This window comes from Kiritimatiellia bacterium, assembly GCA_025054615.1.
Classification (GTDB): domain Bacteria; phylum Verrucomicrobiota; class Kiritimatiellia; order CAIVKH01; family CAIVKH01; genus JANWZO01.
The window spans coordinates 13534-36286 of the sequence record JANWZO010000006.1; the positions used below are offsets into that span (position 1 = coordinate 13534).

Here is a 22753-nt window from a genome sequence, read left to right on the forward strand (position 1 = left end):
GCGGGCCGAATTTTTGAATCGGACTGCGCCGAGCTAATTGTCCGCCCCGCCGACGACCCCGGCAAGGGTCACATTGCCGTCCGAATTCGCGGTGAGCAGCCGCAAACCGGCTGGCGTCTGAAAAACAACGAGGTCGTTTGGAGGCGCCGACACCAGCAATCGATCGAGAAGAGCCGGCTTTGACGGGTCAGTCACATCCAGCATGACGATACGGTCCGTCCTTGCGCAGGCGACCCAGGCCCATACGCGAGAGCCGCTGCGCAGCAAAGCCAAGGTATGCGGGTCCCGGTCTTTGCGCGGCCGATTTTCCCGAACCAGCGGCCGAATGTCCACCCTCGCGGCGCGTTCCGCCGCCGGAATGCCTCCAGCGAGGGTCACACGGTAAAAGCTGACCATCTGGGCCTTCTGTTCGGCGACGCCCAGCAAGAGCGAGTTATCTGGTAGGTTTACCAGCGCCATTCCAGTAGGCCCGCTGCCTTTCGGCAGCCGCAAGATCCCGGCCCACTGAGGTCCGCTTTTATCGAAATTCATCCATACGATAGTATCGGCCGTGGGGACGGAGACCGCGGCGAGCCGGCCCAGCGGGTCGACTGCGACGAATTCCGGTTCGTGTCGGCTAAGCGACTGTCCCAGCATCGAGGCAAGACCGGATAATTCCCGATACGGGATTTCCTGGAGGCGATTTTGTTCCCAGCCCTCAAGGTTTCTAAGATCAAACACGCCGACGGAGCCCTCGGTGCGGCGATTGTCGGCTCCGCTGTTTGCGACGATGGCCCACGCCCCATCCGGCGTAATCGCAACATGGGCTGGGGCGAACCCCACAAGTTGAGACCGCAACAGGCGGCCGGGAGACCGCTCGCGTAGGTCCAAAAAAAGAGCCTCCCCGCGAGATGCGGCGTCGTTGGGGCGACTCAGGGCGATCGCCAGCGGATGAAAGGGGTGGACGGCCACAGCGACTGCCCTTCCGGGAACGGGGATGGCTGCCGTGGGATCCGTTGGGGGAAAGGCATCGATTTTTTCGAAACGGGAGGAATCCCAATCAGGACGCAGGAGGTGGATTTCGCGGGCTGACGGGGCGGCCACTAGGACATAGTTCGGTCCGGGCGCCACGGCGAGTCGGTCCATTCCCGGCCCACCCGCGCGGTAGTCGAAGAGATGGGCCATGATCGAGTCGGCTCTCGACGAGGCGGCAAGGCCGGCCAGCACAATCATGGCGAGGAAACAAGTCCGTTTCATGGTTGGGCGGATCCCTGCGACTCAAACATTTGGCCAGCTACTCGCTCGAGTGTTAGATCCGGGTTGCTTTCCGGCGTTCGAAAAACAGGAACGGTGAAGTGCAAATCCACGGTCGAATCCCGTTGCTTCACCGATACGCGCAAGCTCCATTCAAACGGATCGCCGGTAGGGGGAAGATCATAAGGAATGAGAAAGCGCAGAGGAATCAGCAGTCCGTCTTTGTTTGGGGTGAACGTTTTTGAATCGATATCCATCTCGAACATCCATTCCGTGACGCGCCGCGCGGCTTTCCGCCGCCGAATGAATCGACTGCATCGAAGCTCCACGTGGACGGGACCCTCCGGCTCGATGTAGCGCTTGATGCGCACGACGCCGCTCAGGGCTCCACCGAGAATGCCGGGCCCTTTTGCGAGGACGAAATCGGCGTCGCCATACAGCCGGGCGATCCGCAAGGAGCGGAGGGCGGTTGCCAGCATCCAAACGCCGGCCACAGCGAACGCGACCAGGATGAGGATGGCCGGCCATTCGACTCGGCGACCGCCGAACAGCGCTGCAAGGACGGCCACGAAGGTGACGGCAGTCCATACAATAGCGAACAGAAGCGAGCTGGAAGCGCGCTGGCGGCTTTCACAGCGGGCGAACCCGGCCGCCCAGTCCTCCCGCCATTTCCACGGTTCATCCGGGAACTGTTGACGCAGGCGCCGCAGGGCCCCTCCTCCGAAAAGGGACCGCACGCCCCCGATCACCAGTCCAAAACCGACGGCTGCAAAAAGCCCGCCCACGCCAAACATAATCGCCTGGACCGGCAGCCGCGATTCTGCGAGCAGGACCGACTCGGACGGGTTGTCTGGATTCACGAAAGCGTTCACGGGCTCGCCGGCTTCCATCGCCGTTCGAAATCGTTCGTAGGTAGACCGGTGCCAGGACTCGTCGCTATCCCACCCCTCTTCCCACGAGACCCGATCGCTTTCGTAATCCGAATCGTCGACGCTGTACGAATATCGGGCGGCCACACGATACATGGGCGTCCCCGATTTTGAAAAATTTGTCTGGAGCTCCACGTGGAGCAGAGTGGCTCGGACGACAGGCCAGGCAGCGGACCGCTGATATTTTTCTTCGACCTTTCCCGCCGTCTGCAGGAAGAAGTAGCCCATGACGATAAAGGGTAGCCCGACGAGCACCCACACAAATCCTCCAAATCGACCTGGCGGCTTCATGACCGGGTTTATAGCCGTCTGTCCTCAGGATGGAAAGCCGACGCGTTGCGAATCGGTTGTTGCGTGCTAGTTTTTGCGCGTGCAAATGAATCGAAGCCCTACCGCCTCGCCCCGCTGGTTGTGGGCCGAAGCCGTTTTCCTATTTGTGCTGTGGCCCGGCGCGGCCATTTTCATCGAAGGCGTTTCCAAGTTTCTGTTGTTTGCGATTCCTTTTTTATATGCAGGCGCCGTCTATTGGATCGTGCGGCCCGCTCTCCCACTACCCTCGTGGTCCGGCTGGAAGGGCGCGCTGGTTCGGATGGCTGCCGCGGTTCCTGTGATGGCCGCGGTCACCCTCTGGCTCGCTCCGGAGTGGTGGCTTGCATTCCCGCGGGAGCGCCCCTTGATTTGGGGGATTGTGATGGCGCTCTATCCGTTCCTGTCGGCGTGGCCGCAGGAGTTTCTGTACCGGCGCTTTTTCTTCTGGCGATACGGGCCGCTTTTCGGAAAAGCCACGCTGATGATCGCAGCGAACGCCCTGCTGTTCGCCTGGCTGCATGTGATGTACGAAAACTGGCCCGCGTTTGTGTTGAGCGCCATCGCAGGCGTCTTTTTTGCGCTGACCTACTCAAGAAGCCGGAATCTGACGCTGGTCTGGATCGAACATGCGCTCTACGGCCAGATCGCGTTCACGATGGGGCTGGGCCGATTTTTTTATGAGGGCCCCTCGTGAGAGCGCGCAATTCTAACCGATCGCAAACACGGCGCTTGCAAGCCTGAGGTGTAAATTATGGCAATGTCAGATCTGACCCGCCGTCAGTTTCTGAAATACGTTGGCGCCGGCGCTGTAGCAACCGCGTTGGGTCCGGGCCTGGGGCCTTTATTCAGAGTGCGAGCTGCGCCGGCGGGCAACGGGTGGCTCACGTGGAATCCCGTGCCCTACCCCATTCCGCTCCCCGGGGACCTGGGAAGCGCCGAAGACGATGCAGCACGGCTTGCTGCATTTGAAATCGTGGATGATGTCGTTGTTCCGCGGGGCTTTCGGTACGACGTAATCGCAAAATGGGGCGACCGGTTCGGGCCTGAAGACGAGCCCGAACGGCAAGTTGTTTTCGGTTACAACGCCGATTTTGTCGCGTTGTTTCCGACCGAAACGGATGGCGAGTACTGGCTGTTCGTCAATCACGAATACATTTCGGCGACGCCCTGGTTGGAGGGCTATGAGGCGGTGTTTGGCGTCGCGCTTCACCGCGACGGCCGGGTGGGCGACATGCACCTGGCGCGTGATGTTTTCGACCTCGCGAATGCCACGCCGGATCGGCTCGAGACGGCACGCGCCATCCGCAGGCTGTGCAAAGCGGCCATGGAGGACCTCGGGATTTCGATCCTTCGCGTGCGGCGTGATCCGGACCAAGGGTATGTCGTCGTTGCCGACGCGCGGGATCACCGGCGGATCCATGGGGCCGGCCGCGTGAACATCGATGCTTCTACGCCCCTCGAAATGACCGGGCCGGTCGCCGCGCTCGGCGTCAGTCCGGTTGGAACCTTCGCAAATTGTTCCGGGGGCGTCACTCCCTGGGGCACGGCCCTGAGTTGCGAGGAAAACTTTCAGGATCAGACCGCCGAAGCCGTGTCGCCGTCTGGACAACCGTTGATGGAAAACTGCCCTTTGTTCTGGGGCGAATGCCTCGAGGACGACTCGCCATTGCCGATCGAATTTTACGGGCTGACGACCGGATTATCACCGGTGCCCGACCCGCGCAGCTACGGATGGGTCTGCGAGGTGGATCCGCGCAGCGGCGCCCTCTGGAAACACTCCGCGCTCGGGCGTTTCCGCCATGAGAACGTGGCGCTTCGGGTCGAGGCGGGCAGGCCGCTCGCCGCCTACATGGGCGACGACCGGCGAGGCGGGCACATATGGAAGTTCGTGAGCGCGGAACCGGTGCGAGACCCGCGGGATCCCGCCAATCGGACGCTGTTCGAGCGCGGCACGCTGTACGTGGCACAATTCAACGAGGATTTCACCGGCCGCTGGATCGCTCTCCGGCCCGAGACGCCCTTGGCGCCGGTAGACCCGCAGGATTGCGCCGACGGCGTCGTGAGCCTGCCCCGCCGCCCTGAGGGCGGGAGCATCCGCGTGGGCGCGGATCTGTCTCTCGACGATTGGCGGACGGCCATCGAACGATTCACCGGGCGGCCGCTGGCCGAATGCACGCTGGGCGATCTGGTTTCCCGCGCCGCTCCCGCCGAGGCGGTGTTACTGTTGGACGCCTTCCTGATGGCGAATGCCGCCGGAGGCACACCGTGCGCCCGGCCGGAAGACCTCGAAGTGCATCCTGTCGACCAAAGCGTTTATATCGCCTTTACAGATTCGACGGGCGACGACGACGGCTCGCCAGACGCGCGCATCTTTCCGGATTCCAAGCGGCTCAATTCCCGGCAGTATGGCGCGATCTACCGGATCGTGGAAGGCGACGGCGGTCCTGCGGCCGAAACATTTACGTGGGGCAAATTTGTGTCCTCCGGCGAATGCGCCGATGGCGGCGGTGGTTTTGCATGCGCGGACAACCTGGCGTTTGATCCGGAAGGAAACTTATGGATGGTCACGGACATCACGACCAGCGCCCAAAATTTTCCGGTGAATCGGTCGGGAAAAACCGCGCCGGGTTCGAAAAAATTTCCCGGCATTTTCGGAAATAACGCCATGTTCATGATTCCGACCGCGGGCCCTGAGGCCGGCGTCCCCCGCTGTTTCGCCACCGGCCCGATGGATTGCGAATTCACCGGCCCGTGTTTCACGCCGGAGGGGTTCATGCTGATCGCCGTCCAGCACCCGGGCGAGGCCAATGGAACTCGCGGTGCGCCAGGCCGCCTGCCGCCGGAGGTTGAGCGCGAGGTGCATATTGCCGGGCGCGACGGCAAAGTATTTGTTCAGAAACGCATCGTCCCGATCGGCAGCAATTTCCCGGCGAATCAGCTCGGCGCGGTGCCCAAACCGTGCGTGATCTGTATCCGGCCGGAAAGCTGAACAAAGGGAGGCGCCCCGCGTTCTAATCAGTTCGAATCTAGCTGAGCGGCACGCGCGCCTCGCCGCCAGCGGGAACTCGCGTGCGGGGCAAACGCCAGAGGTCCGCCCGCGCCAGAAGCTTCGATGGACGAGATTCCACGAGCACCCGGACCTCGGCATCGTGCCCGGTCGGGTTTTTGAGAATCAGCGAATCGCCGGCGATCTCGGCTTCGACATGGTCCAGGCACCACACCCGCCCGATGTCCGGCCGCGCATAGACACCTGGCAGTTCGGCGACCGTCAGGAGCAGTGCGACCTCGCTCCACGTCGAACCGTGGAACACGCCCCCAATATTATCGTCCCAGTCACTTGTATTGACGCGCTCATTGATCCAGCCGGACGGCAGGACGCGCCCGTCTTTCGCGCGAATCTCGCAACCCGGCCGGGACACCACCTGCGGGAGGAACCGCGCGATATCGCGCAACAAGTCCATCCACCGGACGTCACCGGTGGCCCGAAACAGATGCAGCAGACCGACGCCCGCGTGGGTGCAAATTCCCGGCGCGGAGTGCTTGTTCTGCGTGTTGGCAAACACACTGCCCCTCGAGCGGATGTTCAGGCGGGCGAATTCGGTCCCCTCGGGAAACGGGAAATCATACGGCATCACCCACGTCGAGAGCAGCGCGGCGGCACAACGGCCCGCCTCGACCCAGGCAGGATCGCCATCTGCGGCGAGAAGCTCGGCGAAGCTCTCGACGAGGGCGGCGCACGACTCGCTGTCGGGATTTTGAAGCGCATCGCCCGGCCCGCCATTGGTGTAGCCGGCACGCAGCAGATGATCCGCGAATGCCCTGCCAGACTCGCGTGCCACGCGAAGGTATTCCTCCTCACGGAATCGGCGCCAGGCAGCGGCGAGCGCGGCCGGGACCAGCGCGCCGGATGTGGAGCCGCCGACCAAGATCTCGCCGGTCTCCTGATGAAGGAATTGGCCAAATTGCCGGTTTTTCCGCCATAGGCGCACGAATACGTCCGTCGCCGCCCGCAGCGCGCGATCCCAGTCTGGCGGCGCTCGAAAAGCGGGATCTTCCGTCTCTAACCACTCGAGGTGCTTCAGCAGATACCACAGCGCGTCCGCCTGTCGACGGGTGAGCGTCCAGGAGTGGGTATAGGGCCGGGCTTTGTCGTGTGTAAAATCCGCGGTCCACACGCCCTCGCGGGTGCACTTCCCCCAGAAAAGGCCGCAGGGCCGGGGCGCATTCCGAAAAAAGGTCTCAACGGTTTTTCGCGCGCGGGCCGCCGTCTCGGGCAACCCCATCATCCAGAGCGGCAGGGTCGCGATCATGCCCCCGCACCAGCCGGTCTGGAACGCGTAATGCGATCCGGGATTGCAATCCGTCGCGTAAAAACCGAAGGCCTCACGCCAACAGTCCCGGTTGTAGTGTTCCTCAATGAGCCGGAAGGCGGCGCTAAATGGCAAAACGGCCGGGACGGTCCCATCGCCGGAAAGGCTGGCGCGGCACGCCGCGACGCGGCCGAAAAATTGCGCTAGGTCATCGCAATGCCATTCGAACACCTGGAGCCGCAGGGTGCGCGATTCCCCCTCCCGCCACGGAACTGCGCAATCCGGTGAATCGGCGCACATCATCGGCAGCCGGTACACCGGACTCTGGCGAATGCCGGGGCTGGCGAGCCGAAAAACCGCGCGGCGGCGATCATCCGATTCCTCGATTTCCCACAGCCAATCGGCTGCCTCTGCAGGGTTGGCCGCCAACACAAACCAACCACGACGTGACCGCGATTCGAACCATCCAAAACCTGGAAACGCGAGATCGCCGCTCTTCAGTTGGATGCGGGAAGGACCAGGCTCAAGAGACAAGCGGGGAACGTCGGTGATCAGTTCCGGTGTGTCGACTCCCCGCACAAGTTCTTCAGGGACGCGAGGCGAATAGGGAACGCGGATCGACCGGAAGCGGTTGCCCGCATAGGCTCCCGCGGGCATCAGGACATAGACTTCGCTCGACCACCCTTCCCACTCCCACGCGACACCGGTTGCAGCAGCCGCTGCTCCGCATTCGGACCGGAACTCGACCTCCAGGCGCCCTTTCGGGTCCTCGATCCAGCGACCGGCCCAGCCTTGATCGATCCGGAACTCCGGGCCCGAGTCGCCGGATCGAAGGGCCCGCAGGCGCTTCTGAAGCTCCGCGCCCTCATAATGCGAAACTTCAACGTACAGCTTTGAGATCATGGTTTCTCGACCAGCGCACTGAGGACAGAATCCATCATGCCGGGTGAGGGCGGCTGCCCCGGCCATGCCCAGCCTTTGGGGATGTACAGCGAAGCGGACAACGGATGCTCCTTGGCCACCTCCTCATACCGGCGCCATGCGGCCTGGAATGCTGCAACGTCCTCATCGCCCACGCGAACCGGCTTGCCGCGGGCCGCGCGCCAACGCCGGACCATGATGTCCCATCCGATTGCGATTGCCTCGAACAGCCTAGCCCCGTAAACGGCCGACGCGCGCAAGGCGTCCGTATCAAAAGCATTCGCACAGGAAATTCCGGCGCTCATTTTGGCGACCTGCTGGAACAGCGCCGCGGCCCGTCGTTTCTCGTCCACCGCGTCGTCCAGCATGCCGGCGTTCTCCAGCTCCTCGAAAGCGGTCTTGAGTCTTTCAATGCCGCCTAGCCGGTCATCGCGCATCCACAAGCGGCCGCAATCCGCCTCCGTAAATTTCCGCAGGCGGGCAAGGGCCGGGATGGAGCGCCCGAGCCAAACCGCCTCTTCCGCAAGACGACAAAGTTCGCGGAAGGCTTTTCGATCGGCTTCTTTCATGCCGAACCGCTCAGCGCACACCCGTTCAAACGCGGCGGCTTCGCCCTCCGCCGGGTTGCGATACCACTCCAGCAGCGCGCGCACATTGAGCTCGGGCCAAAATTCGTGCTTCAAATACGGCCCGAACCACCCGCCTCCGCGCGACCAGGTCCACAGCCCGCAAAACTGTGGAGATCGAACCCATTCGCGAAGCCCTTTGGGATTCGGCACCTCCGTGAACCCATCCACCACGCCGCGGATGACATAGTTGGGGAAAGCGCCTTTCCCCTCGTATTCGCGCTGGCATTGCACCTCCACGATTTGAGGATGGCGACCGATCCCGATGCAGGCGTTCGGCACGCATCCTCGGAAAAAGTCGCCCGCCGTGTGTTTGATCGAAAACACAAGGTTCGGATGCGGCTCGATGGAATCAGTCACCGCGAGATAGAACGTCGGGTCGGCATGAAACCGGTCGCCGAAATAATCCCAGGTCCGGTAGATCAGTTGTTTTCCCCGGCGCACGCATATTTCGTCCCGCAAAAACGCAACAAGCTTCCGGAACCGCGCGATCTGCTCCTCGCGCCCAATTTGGGGATCATGCAGCGGCACCGCCGTATTCCCAGCGTGGTGCGGCGTATCGAATAGATAACACTCGCCCACACGGATCACGAGCCCGTTCACGTCGGGGAAGCGAGCGAACATCGCGTCGAACAGCGTGCGGTGGAGTTCAAGCGTGGCCGGTTTTGTCAGGTCGATCCGGCCCTTCTCGTCGCAAATCTCGCCACGACGCGCCTCGACCACGCGCTTCGGCAGCAGAAAGAGGTCGACGTGGTAATACACCGACAGGCCCGCTCGTCGCGCCGCGGAGATTTCGGCGTCTCGGGCCGACTGCGCTTGGGCAAGCCAATCCGCCTCGGCTGCGTCGGCCGGAAAGGGGTCTAGGGCCACCGACGCGTTCAGGTGCTTGAGCACCTGCCCGTTGTAGCCCAGTGCGGCGAGATACGATGGGTCGGTAAACCGTGTCTGGAGGGGAGGCTCGCCGGGGTTATGGTGGACGAGGTCAAGGAGGTATCTGCGGTCACTCATGGGACAATGCCTTGTACAGATCGGCTGGAAGGGTTTCAAAATCGGGCGCGGTCCAGTCCGCGCCCGCCTTTGTCAGCTCGGCGCCGGAGAAGCTAGTCGACAGGCCTAGGCAGCGCGCGCCTGCCTCTCGGGCTGCACGAACCCCCAGAACCGCGTCTTCGACAACGAGACACGAGCTTGGTTCGAGGCCCAGCGCCGCGGCCGCCGCCAAAAAGATGTCCGGAGCGGGTTTCTTGCGCTGCACGCGGTCGCCGGTAATGATCGCATCAAAATCGCCGCGGCGCAGCCCGAGTTCGCGCAAATTGCCATCGAGCTTGACTTCATCGGCGCTTGTGGCGATCGCCAATCGATGCCCCTTCGACCGCGCCTCGTTTAGGAATTCATGCAAACCTGGGACCGGTTGCAACCGGCCTCGGATCACCTCCAGGTACAACTCATACGTTCGAATCTTGTCCCGCGGCAGCATGAGCCGGATGCCGCGCTGCTCCGCCACCCCGGCCAGATAGCGGTCCTCCCCAGCTCCGACGAAAGGCTCGAATTCTTCCGGCTGGACGCGAATACCGTAGGTTTCGAGAAACATTCGACAGGCCGCCTCCGCGATGAACGGCTCCGACAGGCAGAGGACGCCGTCCATGTCGAAAATGATTCCTGAAATCGACATCGGCAAATAATCTTCGCCCGAACGGTCCGGCTTGCGCAATCCCACATCTGGCGGGCCACCCGCTACTGGTAGATTCGGGATTCGGTTTTCCGCTCAGCCGTCTGTTGCAACTCGAACGGACTCCGCTATGCTGCATGAACCAAATGCCCCCGTAGCTCAGTTGGACAGAGCATCGGATTTCTAATCCGGCGGTCGCAGGTTCGAATCCTGCCGGGGGCGCGTCGCCGGCCTGCTTGATCCCGAAGAGCCTTTGCGTACACTGCGCGGCGTCCAAAGATTTAGATGCACAAATCGAAGATGCTCAAGGCGAAGGAGTTCTGGATGATGCGATTTGGTTTGGTTGTGGTTGCCGCATGGTGTGCCCTGGTAGCGCTGTCTCACGCTGCTCAGCCAGCCAGCGTGATGGCGGCGGGCGATGTGGATCCCGCTCTGGTCGAGCGCGCGCGTCGATGGGCGGAGGAAAACCTCGCGATCCCCGTTCCATATGCGGGATCCCTGGATATTTCCTCGCCCACGGCATCCCTCCACGAGGTCGCCGAGCTGGCCGCGAGAAAACTGCCCGAAGACGCCGTGGGCGCCGTTGTCCTGTACCGTGGTGAACCCGATTCGACCAATCACGGTATTTATCGACCGGATTTGCGCGTGGTGGTAGTGAATGTCCGCGAGCTGTTGAAGGACAATCCCGACGAGGAGCGAATCGGCCGCCGACTGGAGCGCCAGGTGATCCGCGGGATCTGTTCGCTAATGGGCATGGAATACAGCCCCAATCCGGAAAGCGCGATGACGTATTACTCGACGCTTGAAGAGCTTGATGAGATCGGCCGGAACCTGGATCCGCCTTGGCTGTTAGAGCTGCAGGAGAAAGCTCGAGACATGGGCATCCCGCTGGATCCCGACAACCCCTACAACATGTTCCGCGAATTTTCGGAGGAGTAGCTCGTGCTCGACCTCAAACGCCTGCGAGACGATGAAGCCGCTCTCCGCGCCGGTTTGGCGCGCAAGCGCGCGACAGTGGACCTGGATGCCATTCTCGAGCTCGACCGGGAACGCCGGCGACTTCTCACAGAGGTTGAGGCCCTCAAAAATCGCCGCAACACGGTGTCCAAAGAGATTGGCCTCCGCAAGCAGCGGGGCGAGGACATCGAAGCGGTCAAGACCGAGATGCGGGAGCTGGGCGACCAGATTGCCCGGCTCGACCAGCAGGTTCGAGACGTCGAGTCGCGACTCGAAGCGCTCTGGTTGACGGTGCCGAATCTGCCCCACTCGAGCGTACCCGACGGGGCCGATTCATCCGAAAACAAAGTCGTACGCACATGGGGCGAGCCACGATCATTCGATTTCCCGCCGAGAAATCACGTCGAGTTGGGTGACCGGCTGGGGATTTTCGACTTCGAGCGAGCGGCGCGCATGACCGGAGCTGGATTTCCGCTCTATCTGGGCGCCGGGGCAAGGCTGGAGCGCGCGCTCATCCAATTCATGCTCGACCTTCATACCAGAGAACACGGCTACATCGAGATGTCGCCGCCGTTTCTCGTGAACACCGCGTCGATGACGGGCACCGGCCAACTGCCGAAGATGAAGGATGACATGTATTCGATCCCGGCCGACGGCCTCTGGCTGATTCCCACGGCCGAGGTGCCTGTCACGAATTATTTCCGCGAGGAAATTCTCGAGCGTCCGCTGCCGATTGGGTTTTGCGCGTACACGCCATGTTTTCGCCGCGAGGCCGGCTCGGCAGGCCGCGAGACGAAGGGACTCATCCGCGTTCACCAGTTCGACAAGGTCGAGTTGGTGCGATTCTGCGAACCAGCCTCTTCGTATGATGAACTAGAGAAGCTGGTCGGCCATGCAGAGGCCGTTCTCCAGCGACTCGGCATTCCTTACCGCGTGGTCCAACTCTGCGCTGGCGATCTGAGCTTCGCCGCGGCGAAGTGTTACGACATCGAAATCTGGGCCCCGGGTCAGGGCGCCTGGCTGGAGGTGTCCTCGTGCAGCAATTTCGAGGATTTCCAGGCGCGGCGGGCGGGGATTCGTTACCGCGGCCCCGACGGGAAGCCCTTGCATGTGCACACGCTGAATGGTTCCGGGGTCGCCCTCGCACGGCTTGTCGTCGCGCTGCTGGAGAACGGGCAACAGGCCGACGGCGCGGTGGAACTGCCCCCTGCCCTCGCGCCGTACATGGGCGGCATGACGCGCCTCGAACCGTCAGCCTGACGCGGTATCCGGATTGGACGGCAGACCGACTGCGCGGTTGTCCGATTCATCCTTGACGGCGTAGCCTGTCTCCTGGCGGTTCAGATTGATTCTGTTTTTGTCCTTGTAATATGCGAAGACGTCATCCGCGGTCATGCCAAGGACCTGCGCGGTTGAGATCAGGAAATGAAACAGATCGACCACCTCAACGCGCGCGTTCTGAAGGTCAAATTTCTGGTAGCGGGCCCACCATTTCCACGGGATGCTGTCCGTCAATTCAGCGATTTCCTGCGACATCGCGCGGCAGTAGTTCAGCACCCATTGCTGTTGCTCCTCCGGCGTCATTTCGCCCACGGGGCGGACGCCGATTCGCGCGTTGAGCGCCTCCTGCAGCCGGAACATCTCACGCAACATGTCGGGGTCCGCCATTGCACGCTCTCCTTCTTCCACCACGGGGCGCAGAATAGGGCCGCCCATGCGGGCCGTCAATTGAGGTCTGGCATCGCGCCTTGAATCTGCTACACAACAAACGTGAGGAATCAGCGATGGAAAATCTGATCATTTTGGGCACTGGCGCGGCGGGCCTGACCGCGGCGATTTATGCGGCGCGGGCCAACCTGAACCCGCTGGTCATTGACGGCCTCCAACCGGGCGGGCAATTGACGACGACGACCGAGGTCGAAAATTTTCCGGGATTCCCCGACGGCATCCTCGGCCCGGACCTGATGAACCGCATGCGCGCCCAAGCCGAGCGCTTCGGCGCGCGCTTTCGCTTCAACGTGGTGGAGCGCGCCGAGCTGACCGGCTCGCCGTTACGCGTGACACTCGATGACGGATCCACTCTGGAAACAAAAACTCTAATCATCGCCACCGGCGCGAGCGCCAAGTATCTCGGCCTGCCCAACGAACAGAAACTGATTGGGCGCGGCGTCACCTCGTGCGCCACCTGCGACGGCGCTTTCTACAAGAACGTCCCCGTCGCCGTGGTAGGCGGCGGCGACTCGGCCATGGAGGAATCGACGTTCCTGACGCGATTTGCCTCCATCGTTTACCTGATCCATCGCCGCGACCAGTTTCGCGCGTCGAAGATCATGGCCCAGCGCGCGCTGTCCAACCCGAAGATCAAGCCGATCTTCAATACCGTAATCGAGGACGTGTACGACGTCTCGCGGAATGAAGTCACCGGCCTCCGATTGAAAAATGTCGTGACGGGCGAGACCTCCGATCTGGACGTCAAAGCGCTGTTCGTCGCGATTGGCCACACGCCGAACACGGCGCCCTTCCGCGGCCAGTTGGAGATGGATGAGCGCGGCTATCTGATCACGCGGAATACTCGGACCAACATCCCGGGCGTGTTCGCTGCGGGAGACGTGCAGGACCCCGTCTATCGGCAGGCCGTTACGGCCGCGGGCTCCGGCTGCATGGCCGCCCTGGAGGCCGAGCGCTACCTGGAGGCCCTCGGCCATTGAAGCCGATGACGACCGGCCGCGAATGGGCGACGTATCGGCGTCTGCTGGCGTTTGCACGGCCGTACTGGTTCCGCATTGTGGCCGGCGGTTTTTTTGGCGTGGTGTTTGGCGGATCCACCACCGCGCTGCTCGTGGCGCTGAAGAACACGCTCGCCCGCGTTTTCAATCCCGATGAATACTCTCTCGCGGCGGCTTTCGCCGTAGCCGTATCGCTGCCGATGATCGGGCTTGCCCGCGGGCTGGGATTCTACGCGAGCACCTATTTGCTGGAATGGGTGGGCAATCGCGTCGTGTTCGACCTGCGGGCTGCGATGTTTGCCCGGCTTCAGGAGCTTTCGATCGCCTTCTACGGCGCAAACCGCGCGGGCGACCTGATCTCGCGAACGACCAACGACACGCAGATGGTCGAGCGCGCCGTGTCAACCGTGCTCGCCGACCTCGCGCGACAGCCTTTCACCTTTCTCGGACTGGTCGGATTTTTGCTGTGGCTGGACTGGAAATTGGCGGTGATCAGCCTCGCGTTGTTTCCGATCTGCATCCTTCCGGTCGCGCTGTTCGGGCGCCGCGTACGCCGGGCGTCGCGGGAAGGCCAAGAGCGCATGGCGGACCTCGTTTCCATCCTCGAGGAGACGATTGCGGGCGCGCGAATCGTCAAGGCGTTCGGCATGGAGCAGCGGGAAATTGCGCGATTTGTCGAGCGTAGCCGCGGCGTCTTTTCGCGGGCCATGCGCGTGACGCGCGCGCGTGCGGCGATCGAACCGATCATTGTGCTGATCTCGCTCGTCGGGTTCGGCCTGATCCTCCTGTATGCGCGATGGCGCGAGATGCGATTCGAGGAGTTCTTCACGTTCGGCGCCGCACTGGTCGCAATGTATGAGCCGGTCAAAAAACTCAGCCGGATTCATTTGAACATCCAGCAGAGCTCGGCGGCGGCCGACCGCATTTTCGAGCTGCTGGACCAGCCGGTCCTCGTCCGAGAAAAGCCGGGCGCCCGCCCGCTTGCGGAGCCGATCGAACGAATCGCTTTCGAGCGCGTCAGTTTTGCCTACGGCGACAAACTCGTGCTGCAGGACATCGAATTTGAGGCGCGGCGCGGCGCATGTATCGCGCTGGTCGGCGCCTCCGGTTCCGGCAAAACGACGCTCGTGAGCCTGTTGCCTCGCTTCTACGACGTGACCGGCGGCCGCATCACCATCAACGGAACGGACATCCGCGAGTTCACGCTCGAGTCTCTACGCCGGCACATCAGCCTCGTCACCCAGGAAACGGTTCTCTTCAACGATAGCGTGGCCAACAACATCGCCTACGGATCGCCTTCCGCCTCGCGCGCGCAGATCGAGGACGCGGCCCGGCGCGCGCACGCGCATGAATTCATTTTGGAGCTGCCGGAGGGATACGACACGGTCATCGGAGACAGGGGCAGCCGATTGTCGGGCGGCCAGCGCCAGCGCCTCGCGATCGCCCGGGCCCTGCTGCGCGACGCGCCGGTTTTGATCCTCGATGAAGCGACGAGCGCGCTGGACACGGAAAGCGAGCGACTCGTGCAAGCGGCGCTCGATCGCCTGATGTCCGGTCGCACCGTGTTCGCCATCGCCCATCGGCTCTCGACCATCCAGCATGCCGACCTGATCCTTGTGCTGGAGCAGGGCCGCATCGCGGAACGGGGAACCCATGCCGAACTGATCGCGGCCGGAGGACTATACCGGCGGCTCTATGACATGCAGTTCAATATGGCCGCCGCCCGCGATTCGTGAACAGGAGCCGGCACTCGGCGCCCTCGCGGGGTCGGACAGCGGAGCGGCAGCCTAATGAGGCGGCGGCTTGTCGGCGAGGGCGGCCTTGACCTCGTCGGTCAGATATTTCGCGTCGGTAAACGGCGGGGGGAACGGCGGCGCATCGGCCATTTTGCGGCTCGCGTTCAACACGTCGCGCCGGCTGATCTGCCCCACCAGGCGACCGTTTTCCAAAACCGGGAGCCGCCGAAAGGTGTTGTTGAGAAAAACTTGAGCGGCGTGAAAGATATCCGCATCCGGGCTGATGGTGACCACGTTGGTGTTCATATAGTCCTCAACGTCGCCCGGGTCCGAATGGTAAAACGCCGCATTCGCGAAAACTCGCAAACAGTCTTTTTCCGAGAGCGTGCCGATCAGTTTTCCGTTGTCGTCCACTACAGGCGCGCCGGAAATGCGGTGCTTCAAAAGGATGTCGATGGCCTCCCGGATCGGCATCCTGGGCCGCAAGGTCACCAAATTGGTGACCATAAAATCCCGAACAGTCGGCACTTTGCCCATGGATCAATTCTCCTGCGCAGATGATAACGCTCCGCCATATAGGTGGCAACTCACCTTTTGCGGCATCCTGCTGACGACCGACAGGACCGGCCGCTCACGGGGGCAGCGGTCCATCGCGAGCGGACAACGCGGGTGGAAGGCACAGCCCCCCGGCGGATTCGCCGGCGAAGGCGTCTCGCCGCGAAGCGCCAAACGCTCTCGTCTCTCCCGACCGGGCACCGGAACGGCCGAAATGAGCGAGCGCGTGTAGGGATGTGCTGGTTGCTCGAGAACCGCCTCGGCCGGCCCCTCCTCGACGATCCGGCCGAGGTACATGACCGCGATGCGATCCGCCAGAAAACGCACAACGTTGATGTCGTGCGTGATGAACAGGTACGAAAGTCGGTAGCGCTCTCTCAGGTCAATCAGCAAGTTAAGCACTTGCGCCTGCACCGACACGTCGAGCGCACTGACCGGCTCGTCGCAGATGACCAGCTCCGGCTTCAGTGCCAGCGCCCTTGCGATGCTGATGCGTTGCCGCTGCCCGCCGGAGAACTCAAAGGGGTACCGGTGCAGCGCGCTGGCGTCCATCCCCACGTCCTCCAGCAGCTTGCGCGCGGTCTCCTCGCGCGATGTCTCCAGAAGGCCATGATGGGCCAGCGCCTCTGTCAACAGATCGACAATCGGCAACCGGGGATTGAGCGACGCAGCGGGGTCTTGAAAAACCATCTGGATCTTGCGCTGCAGGACCGGCTCCCGGATCCCGGCGGGCAGCGGCGTCCCGCGCCAGAACATCTCACCCGCTCTCGGAATTTCCAGCCCGGCGATCGTCCGGCCAAGCGTCGTTTTGCCGCAGCCGGACTCGCCGACCACCGCCAGCGTCTCCCCCTCCCGAATCACGAGATCGACGTCGGTCAGCGCCTGAATGAAGCCGACCGTCCTCGACCACACGCCGCGGCGGATCGGATACCACGTGGTCAACCCCCGGACCTCCAGCAAGGGCGCGCTCACGGCAGCCGACCCTCCGAAACGAGGACACAGGCTGCCGCGTGGCCCTCTCCCACCGGCGTCAGCAGCGGAGGGGCGGCCCGGCATCGGGGCATGGCGTGGGGACAGCGATCCGCAAATCGGCAGCCTGACGCATACTCGCTCAATGGGGGAACCTGCCCCGGAATCGCTTGAAGCCGGCCGCCGCGGCTCGTCCCGCGCGGGAGCGAACGAAGCAAGCCCGCCGTGTAGGGGTGCCTCGGCTGCGCGAAAAGCGAGCGGACGGGCCCCACCTCCGCAATTCGCCCCGCATACATCACGATCGCGCGGTCGCACATATCCCACACGATCCCGAGATCGTGCGTGATCAAAAGAATAGCCGTCTGTCTGTCCTTCAGGGCCCGCATCAGGTCAAAGATTTGCGCCTGTATGGTGACGTCTAGCGCCGTCGTCGGCTCGTCGGCAATTACCAGGCTCGGGTGCAGCATCAAGGCCATCGCAATCATCACGCGCTGGCGCATGCCGCCCGACAATTCGTGCGGCCACGCGCGCATCCGCTGGTCGGGGTCGGGGATGCCCACGCGGGCGAGCCATTCCCGCGCAAGAGCGCGCGCCTCCGGCTTGGATATCGGCTCATGCAGCAGGACCACCTCCATCAACTGGTCGCCCACCCGCCGCAGCGGGGAAAGCGCCGTCATCGGATCCTGGAAAATGAAGCCAATTCGCTTGCCGCGCAATGAACGGAGCTCGCGGATGGGCAGGCGGAGCAGGTCGCGCCCCTCAAACACCGCGCCGCCGCCCTGAATCCGCGCCGGCGGTGATGGAAGCAGCCGCAACAACGACAGCGCCGTCACCGTCTTGCCGCACCCCGATTCGCCTACCAGACCCACGGTCTCGCCGGGGTAAATGTCAAACGACACGCCATCCACCGCGCGAAGCGGTCCGGCATCCGTATCAAATTCGACCACTAAATCTCGGACGCGGAGCAAGGGCTCGCGACTTGGCGAGGCAGCGTGCGGCGGGCCGGCAGGGAGCGGCGCCTCGGCGGGTCCACTCTCTGGATGGGCATGATCCCTCATTCGAGCCTCGAATAGGGCTTGGGATCAAACGCCTGCCGCACGCCTTCCCCGATGAAAACGCCAAGAAGCATGACGACAAAGAGGGCCAAAGAGGGATAGAGCGTCAGCCACCATGCCCACGGATATTCCTGCGCCTGGGACAGCGCCTCACCCCAACTAGGCGTGGGAGGCGGCAATCCGAAGCCGAGGAAATCCAAAGCGGCCAGCGTCCCAATCGCGCTGACCAGCGAGAAGGGGAAAAAGGTGACGAGGGGAACCAGCGCGTTCGGAAGGATGTGCCGGAACATGATGCGCCACGCGGGCAGTCCCTGGGCCCTTGCCGCTTCGACGAACGGCCAGTGGCGCAAGCGCAGAAACTCCGCCCGCATGTAGTAGGAAATCCCAATCCAATTGAAGAGCGCGTAACAGAACAGCAGTAGCTCGAAACTCCGGCCGTAGATAGACCCCATCAGGATCAAAATGTACAAAAACGGCAACGAATCCCAGATTTCGACGAGCCGCTGTCCCACCAGATCCGTGACCCCGCCCCGGTATCCCTGCAGCGCACCCACCAGAGTCCCCACGGCCATCGAAGCGGCCACCAGCAACATGGAGAAGGTCATCGAGATCCGGAATCCATAGATCAGCCGCGCGAGGAGGTCGCGCCCCGCGCTGTCCAGCCCAAGCGGATGCCCCGCAACCGGGCGAAATGGAAATCGGATATCCTCGCGCTCCGCCCTCGCCGCATAGGGTCGCCCTTCGATCGAGATCTCCAGCGGATCCACCGGACCCGAAAAGCGCCTCTCCGCAAGATCCAAAATCCGCGCACGATCGGACTCCCCGATCGATCGCCAGATCGGCGGCCATTCTCCAGATTCGGGCGCCAGCTCCCGGGTCAACGCCCAGCGCACCTCGCTGCGGCGCGAGGGCTCCTCGCGAAAGGTCAGGCGGACGGTCCGCGGCGGCGTCGCGCGAGGTGTGTACGCGGGCATCGAGATTTCGCACTCAAGTCCGTCCTTGCGCCGCGCGGGCGCCGAAATCGCGGCATCCGGCTGGTTCGCAAAACGCCTCTCCATCGCCTTCAGGACCGCCTCCGGAACCACCCACCAGTCCGCAAGCCGCTGGCCTTCCTCGGCCCCATCCTCCCCGCCGAAGAAGTAGCCGGCGGACGTCCCCCGGGTCACCATGCCGTCCGGTGCGACGTTTACGCTGCCGACGCGCGCCCGCGGCGCGACCCGGAGCACAACCCGGTCCGGAAGTTGGATTCGTTCGGGCCGCACGATTTCATACGGGCCGTAGGGGTGCCATGCCCAGATCACGCGGTTCGACGGGTTGCCCGCGAATCGCTCGGAGCGCACAAACAATTTGTAATCCACCCGCGTGTCAGGGCCCTCGCCGAGAAGCGCCCGCTCGGTGTAGAAACGAAAAACGGGGAAAAAGTGACGTCCCTCAAACCGCAAATACAACGGGTTTGAATTGCAAAACAGCTCCGCCGCCAGGCTCAGCCCATAGGCCCCCGCGAGCAGGATCAGGGACCAGCGCGCCCGCCGCATCTCCCAAAAACGGCGGATCCGCCGCCGCGTGATCGGATGCAATCGCGCCAGCGGGCTCATGCGTGGAAATGGATCCGCGGGTCGATCAACACATAACAGAAATCCGACAGCACGCGGCCCACCAGACCCAAGACGGACGTCAGACTCAGGATCCCCATGAACAGCATGTAATCGCGGCTGATGATCGCCTCGAGACTCAGCAGCCCCATTCCGGGAATTTCAAATACGCGCTCAATCAGGACAGACCCCGCGAACATCAGCGTCAACACACTGCCGAAGCCCGTCGCAATTGGAATCAGCGCGTTGCGCAGTGCGTGCCGCCAGACCGCGCGCCGGAAACTGCCGCCTTTGGCCAGGACCGTACGCACGTAATCCTGACTGATTTGTTCGAGCAGCGAATTCTTCATCAGTAGCGTCAACACCGCAAAATTTCCGATCACGTAGCACAGCACCGGCAGGAACATGTGGCGCGCGATGTCCAGGACTTTCCCCCACCCATCGAGCGTGTGGAAATGCATCGAGTGGAACCCGCCCGCGGGAAACCAGTCGAACGCAAAATCCGTCGTGCCCGCAAAAAGACTTTTCAGCAACATGCCGAACGCGAACGCCGGAATCGCATAGCCGACAAACACCACCACGCTCGACACCAGGTCAAACCCGCTGCCGTGCCGCATGGCCTTCGCGATCCCGAGCGGGATGCAAACCAGATACGTGAGAACGAACCCCGTGACGCCAAAGATCAGCGAAACCGGAAACCGCTCAAGGATCAACTGCCAAACGGTTTTGTTCGGATATTTGTACGATTCGACGGCCAGACCCATTCGGTCGGTCCAGAGCCACTTCCAGTACCGCTGCAGGATCGGCTTGTCGAAACCGAAATGCGCCTCGATCGCGCGGCGGTGTTCGGGGCTGATCGCTGCCGCGCCGCTCGCCCCCCTCGCGCCGTCCAACCCCCGCATTCGGATGATCGCCTGCTCGACCGGCCCACCCGGCACGAACTGGCAGAGGGCAAAACACACAAACGTGATCCCGACGAATGTCGGAACCACCAGGATCAGTCGCCGAATCAAATAACTCAAACGGTCCATGTGCCGACTCGCCGCGCAGCCCGCTGACGCACTGCCTAGAAAAGCTCCGGCTGCCTCGCGCGCGGAGGAAGTCCAAATTTCTTGTAGCAGAGATCGGTGGCCACCCGACCTTGCGGCGTCCGCTTCAAATAGCCCTCCTGGATCAAATACGGCTCGTATACCTCCTCAATCGTGCCCGCCTCTTCGCCCACCGAGACGGCCAGCGAATTCACGCCCACGGGCCCTCCGCCGAACTTGTGGACGATCGTCTCCAGAATCCGTTTGTCCATCTCGTCGAGACCGTGCTCGTCGATGTCGAGCATCGACAGCGCCTGGTCCGCCACCTCGCGCGTGATCCGGTTCCCGGCGCGGACCTGAGCATAATCGCGAACCCATCGCAGCAGATTGTTCGCGATTCGCGGAGTCCCGCGCGCCCGCTGCGCGATTTCCCGCGCGCCGGCCTCATCGATGTCCACGTTCAGGATCCGCGCCGACCGCGTCACGATCTGCATCAGCTCCTCCGGCGTGTAGTAATCGAGCCGGTTCGCCAGCCCAAATCGGGAGCGGAGCGGCGCGGAGATCAGCCCGCTGCGCGTCGTCGCGCCGACCAGCGTGAATTTCGGCAGCGTCAGGCGGACCGACCGCGCGTTCGGGCCCTGGTCAATCACGATATCCAGCACATAATCCTCCATCGCCGAGTAGAGATATTCCTCCACCGCCTTTGGCAGCCGGTGAATCTCGTCGATGAAGAGGATGTCCCCCTTCTGCAGATTTGTTAGCAGGCCCGCCAGCTCGCCGGCCTTCGTGATCACCGGGCCGGACGTCGCCTTGACGTTCACGCCCATCGCCTCACCGATGATGAAGGCGAGCGTCGTCTTCCCCAGCCCCGGCGGCCCGAAGAGCAGAATGTGGTCCAGTACGTCGCCCCGCCCGCGCGCGGCCGCCACAAACAGCTCCAGCCGCTCCCTCACCTTCGCCTGCCCAATGAAATCCGAAAACTTCGAGGGCCGCAGCGAGACGTCAAACTCCGTGTCCGCGCGGTTCAGCGTGTTGGTGATGAAGCGATCCGCCATACGTTCAGCCCGCGGATTCTACACGGACCGCCCCGTTTGGACACCGTTTTTGCGGCCCTTCATCGGTTTCCGCTGCTCCTCAAGCGCGCGGCGAGTCCGTCGGCCTGCCGGCCGGCGCCGATTTTTCCATTCCATGGAAATTCTTCCCGAAATTTTTCCATGGCATGGAAATTTCCGCGAAAATTTTTCCATCGCATGGAAATTTTCGCGCGAGTTTTTCCATGGCATGGAAAATTTTTTCAGCGATTTTCCATGGCATGGAAATTTTCTCCGGCGATTTTCCATACGATGGAAAATTTCCGGGCCTCGTTTCGGAATGGAGGGGCGATCATCAACGCATCTTTTCGGAAGGCCCGGCAAATCGCCGCCGGCGACGCGCCGCGCGGCGGGCCGTTCGGGTCAGCTCGCGCGCGAGAGCGCCTTACGGACGAGGTCCTCGACCGTCGCGGCGGGCCCCGACTCCGACAGCGCGGCCCGAACCATGGCGAGCGCCTCGGCCTGCTTGTAGCCGAGGGATACAAGGGCGAGCACCGCGTCGCGGGCGCGCAGGTCCTCCGCAGAGGGCGTGGCCGCGCCGGACACGGCCTCGAGCATTTCCCCTTCGGTCAGCTTGTCTTTGAGTTCCACGATGATTTTTTCCGCCGTCTTGCGCCCGATCCCTTTGACGGAAGCGAGTCGGCGGACGTCCTGCTCGGCGATCGCCGCCTTGATCTCGCGCACGGACAGGCCGCCGAGCACGCCGAGCGCCGTTTTGGGGCCGACCCCTGCCACCGTGCACAGCAGCCGGAAAATCCGACGCTCCTCCTCGGCGGCGAAGGCGTAAAGCTCGTGCGCGTCCTCGCGGATGTGCAGCACGGTGAGGACCTTGCACGAGGCGCCCTCGGGCGGTAGCCGATCGTAGCTGGAGAGCGGAATCCACGCCTCGTAGCCGACCCCGCCGACGTTGACCACGATTCGGCCCGGCTGCTTTTCCTCGAGGACGCCTTGCAGGAATGAAATCATCGGGGGCGATCAAACCACGAACAGCGGGCGGTGGGAAGCCGCAACTCGCGCCGCCCGGCCGTGGAGGGCGCAGCGATTGAGCCG

19 protein-coding genes and 1 tRNA gene are annotated in these 22753 nt (G+C 62.9%); 7 read left to right on the plus strand and 13 right to left on the minus strand.

Going from position 1 to position 22753, the window contains the following annotated elements; all coding sequences use genetic code 11:
• Window positions 1–33: 33 nt before the first annotated feature.
• Entirely contained in the window at window positions 34–1236 is a 1203-nt protein-coding gene (locus NZ740_04055; protein ID MCS6771180.1) for a DUF1513 domain-containing protein, read from the minus strand.
• On the minus strand, window positions 1233–2453 hold the full coding sequence (locus NZ740_04060; protein ID MCS6771181.1) for a DUF3592 domain-containing protein: 1221 nt from the start codon (window positions 2451–2453) through the stop codon (window positions 1233–1235). The genes NZ740_04055 and NZ740_04060 overlap by 4 nt, the downstream gene beginning before the upstream one ends.
• A gap of 85 nt (window positions 2454–2538) precedes the next feature.
• Between NZ740_04060 and NZ740_04065 the strand changes: the two genes are divergently transcribed.
• Complete coding sequence (locus tag NZ740_04065) at window positions 2539–3165, plus strand: CPBP family intramembrane metalloprotease (protein MCS6771182.1); 627 nt, start codon at window positions 2539–2541, stop codon at window positions 3163–3165.
• A gap of 57 nt (window positions 3166–3222) precedes the next feature.
• Entirely contained in the window at window positions 3223–5460 is a 2238-nt protein-coding gene (locus tag NZ740_04070) for a DUF839 domain-containing protein (protein MCS6771183.1), read from the plus strand.
• Between the two features lie 37 nt (window positions 5461–5497).
• On the opposite strand, the gene NZ740_04075 is transcribed toward NZ740_04070, so the two are convergent.
• From NZ740_04075 to NZ740_04085, 3 genes are read right to left on the minus strand one after another with little or no spacing between them, the layout of a single operon-like run.
• Window positions 5498–7684, minus strand: a complete 2187-nt coding sequence (locus NZ740_04075) for a hypothetical protein (GenBank protein ID MCS6771184.1) — start codon at window positions 7682–7684, stop codon at window positions 5498–5500.
• Window positions 7681–9336, minus strand: coding sequence for a hypothetical protein (locus NZ740_04080; protein MCS6771185.1), 1656 nt, complete (start codon window positions 9334–9336; stop codon window positions 7681–7683). Before NZ740_04080 ends, NZ740_04075 begins: the two co-directional genes overlap by 4 nt.
• A complete protein-coding gene (locus NZ740_04085; GenBank protein MCS6771186.1) occupies window positions 9329–9997 on the minus strand; it encodes an HAD-IA family hydrolase in 669 nt (222 codons plus the stop codon). The genes NZ740_04080 and NZ740_04085 overlap by 8 nt, the downstream gene beginning before the upstream one ends.
• 145 nt (window positions 9998–10142) lie before the next feature.
• On the opposite strand from NZ740_04085, the gene NZ740_04090 reads away from it, so the two are divergent.
• The 3 genes from NZ740_04090 to serS all read left to right on the plus strand — a co-directional run bounded on the left by NZ740_04090 (window position 10143) and on the right by serS (window position 12211).
• A tRNA-Arg gene (locus tag NZ740_04090) sits at window positions 10143–10216 on the plus strand.
• A 102-nt stretch (window positions 10217–10318) separates the two neighbouring features.
• Window positions 10319–10933, plus strand: coding sequence for a hypothetical protein (locus NZ740_04095; GenBank protein ID MCS6771187.1), 615 nt, complete (start codon window positions 10319–10321; stop codon window positions 10931–10933).
• Between the two features lie 3 nt (window positions 10934–10936).
• Window positions 10937–12211, plus strand: coding sequence for a serine--tRNA ligase (serS, locus tag NZ740_04100; GenBank protein MCS6771188.1), 1275 nt, complete (start codon window positions 10937–10939; stop codon window positions 12209–12211).
• Here serS and NZ740_04105 read toward each other — a convergent pair.
• Complete coding sequence (locus tag NZ740_04105; GenBank protein ID MCS6771189.1) at window positions 12203–12667, minus strand: dUTPase; 465 nt, start codon at window positions 12665–12667, stop codon at window positions 12203–12205. The genes serS and NZ740_04105 overlap by 9 nt on opposite strands.
• Window positions 12668–12735: 68 nt before the next feature.
• Here NZ740_04105 and trxB point away from each other — a divergent pair, with 68 nt between their 5' ends.
• Window positions 12736–13659, plus strand: coding sequence for a thioredoxin-disulfide reductase (gene trxB, locus NZ740_04110; GenBank protein ID MCS6771190.1), 924 nt, complete (start codon window positions 12736–12738; stop codon window positions 13657–13659).
• Between the two features lie 5 nt (window positions 13660–13664).
• Entirely contained in the window at window positions 13665–15413 is a 1749-nt protein-coding gene (locus tag NZ740_04115; protein ID MCS6771191.1) for an ABC transporter transmembrane domain-containing protein, read from the plus strand.
• Between the two features lie 51 nt (window positions 15414–15464).
• On the opposite strand, the gene NZ740_04120 is transcribed toward NZ740_04115, so the two are convergent.
• The 7 genes from NZ740_04120 to ruvA form a co-directional block, all read right to left on the minus strand.
• Window positions 15465–15950 (minus strand): CBS domain-containing protein, encoded by a 486-nt coding sequence (locus NZ740_04120; GenBank protein ID MCS6771192.1) that lies wholly within the window; start codon window positions 15948–15950, stop codon window positions 15465–15467.
• A 3-nt stretch (window positions 15951–15953) separates the two neighbouring features.
• A complete protein-coding gene (locus NZ740_04125) occupies window positions 15954–16940 on the minus strand; it encodes an ABC transporter ATP-binding protein (GenBank protein MCS6771193.1) in 987 nt (328 codons plus the stop codon).
• The gene (locus NZ740_04130) at window positions 16937–17995 is read right to left on the minus strand and encodes an ABC transporter ATP-binding protein (protein ID MCS6771194.1); all 1059 of its coding nucleotides are present in this window, start codon (window positions 17993–17995) and stop codon (window positions 16937–16939) included. The genes NZ740_04125 and NZ740_04130 overlap by 4 nt, the downstream gene beginning before the upstream one ends.
• Window positions 17992–19587 carry an ABC transporter permease subunit gene (locus NZ740_04135; protein MCS6771195.1) on the minus strand — a complete coding sequence of 532 codons (1596 nt, stop codon included), beginning with the start codon at window positions 19585–19587 and terminating at the stop codon, window positions 17992–17994. The genes NZ740_04130 and NZ740_04135 overlap by 4 nt, the downstream gene beginning before the upstream one ends.
• The gene (locus NZ740_04140; protein ID MCS6771196.1) at window positions 19584–20615 is read right to left on the minus strand and encodes an ABC transporter permease subunit; all 1032 of its coding nucleotides are present in this window, start codon (window positions 20613–20615) and stop codon (window positions 19584–19586) included. The genes NZ740_04135 and NZ740_04140 overlap by 4 nt, the downstream gene beginning before the upstream one ends.
• A gap of 35 nt (window positions 20616–20650) precedes the next feature.
• Window positions 20651–21667 (minus strand): Holliday junction branch migration DNA helicase RuvB, encoded by a 1017-nt coding sequence (ruvB, locus tag NZ740_04145; protein ID MCS6771197.1) that lies wholly within the window; start codon window positions 21665–21667, stop codon window positions 20651–20653.
• A gap of 399 nt (window positions 21668–22066) precedes the next feature.
• Window positions 22067–22669, minus strand: a complete 603-nt coding sequence (gene ruvA / locus NZ740_04150) for a Holliday junction branch migration protein RuvA (GenBank protein MCS6771198.1) — start codon at window positions 22667–22669, stop codon at window positions 22067–22069.
• Between the last annotated feature and the right edge of the window lie 84 nt (window positions 22670–22753).

What these genes read in the sequence shown, in the direction of transcription:
- NZ740_04055 (MCS6771180.1), bottom strand. Translation starts at nt 1,236, where the DNA reads ATGAAACGGACTTGTTTCCTCGCCATGATTGTGCTGGCCGGCCTTGCC.
- NZ740_04060 (MCS6771181.1), bottom strand. Translation starts at nt 2,453, where the DNA reads ATGAAGCCGCCAGGTCGATTTGGAGGATTTGTGTGGGTGCTCGTCGGG.
- NZ740_04065 (MCS6771182.1), top strand. Translation starts at nt 2,539, where the DNA reads ATGAATCGAAGCCCTACCGCCTCGCCCCGCTGGTTGTGGGCCGAAGCC.
- NZ740_04070 (MCS6771183.1), top strand. Translation starts at nt 3,223, where the DNA reads ATGGCAATGTCAGATCTGACCCGCCGTCAGTTTCTGAAATACGTTGGC.
- NZ740_04075 (MCS6771184.1), bottom strand. Translation starts at nt 7,684, where the DNA reads ATGATCTCAAAGCTGTACGTTGAAGTTTCGCATTATGAGGGCGCGGAG.
- NZ740_04080 (MCS6771185.1), bottom strand. Translation starts at nt 9,336, where the DNA reads ATGAGTGACCGCAGATACCTCCTTGACCTCGTCCACCATAACCCCGGC.
- NZ740_04085 (MCS6771186.1), bottom strand. Translation starts at nt 9,997, where the DNA reads ATGTCGATTTCAGGAATCATTTTCGACATGGACGGCGTCCTCTGCCTG.
- NZ740_04095 (MCS6771187.1), top strand. Translation starts at nt 10,319, where the DNA reads ATGATGCGATTTGGTTTGGTTGTGGTTGCCGCATGGTGTGCCCTGGTA.
- NZ740_04105 (MCS6771189.1), bottom strand. Translation starts at nt 12,667, where the DNA reads ATGGGCGGCCCTATTCTGCGCCCCGTGGTGGAAGAAGGAGAGCGTGCA.
- trxB (MCS6771190.1), top strand. Translation starts at nt 12,736, where the DNA reads ATGGAAAATCTGATCATTTTGGGCACTGGCGCGGCGGGCCTGACCGCG.
- NZ740_04115 (MCS6771191.1), top strand. Translation starts at nt 13,665, where the DNA reads ATGACGACCGGCCGCGAATGGGCGACGTATCGGCGTCTGCTGGCGTTT.
- NZ740_04120 (MCS6771192.1), bottom strand. Translation starts at nt 15,950, where the DNA reads ATGGGCAAAGTGCCGACTGTTCGGGATTTTATGGTCACCAATTTGGTG.
- NZ740_04130 (MCS6771194.1), bottom strand. Translation starts at nt 17,995, where the DNA reads ATGAGGGATCATGCCCATCCAGAGAGTGGACCCGCCGAGGCGCCGCTC.
- NZ740_04135 (MCS6771195.1), bottom strand. Translation starts at nt 19,587, where the DNA reads ATGAGCCCGCTGGCGCGATTGCATCCGATCACGCGGCGGCGGATCCGC.
- NZ740_04140 (MCS6771196.1), bottom strand. Translation starts at nt 20,615, where the DNA reads ATGGACCGTTTGAGTTATTTGATTCGGCGACTGATCCTGGTGGTTCCG.
- ruvB (MCS6771197.1), bottom strand. Translation starts at nt 21,667, where the DNA reads ATGGCGGATCGCTTCATCACCAACACGCTGAACCGCGCGGACACGGAG.
- ruvA (MCS6771198.1), bottom strand. Translation starts at nt 22,669, where the DNA reads ATGATTTCATTCCTGCAAGGCGTCCTCGAGGAAAAGCAGCCGGGCCGA.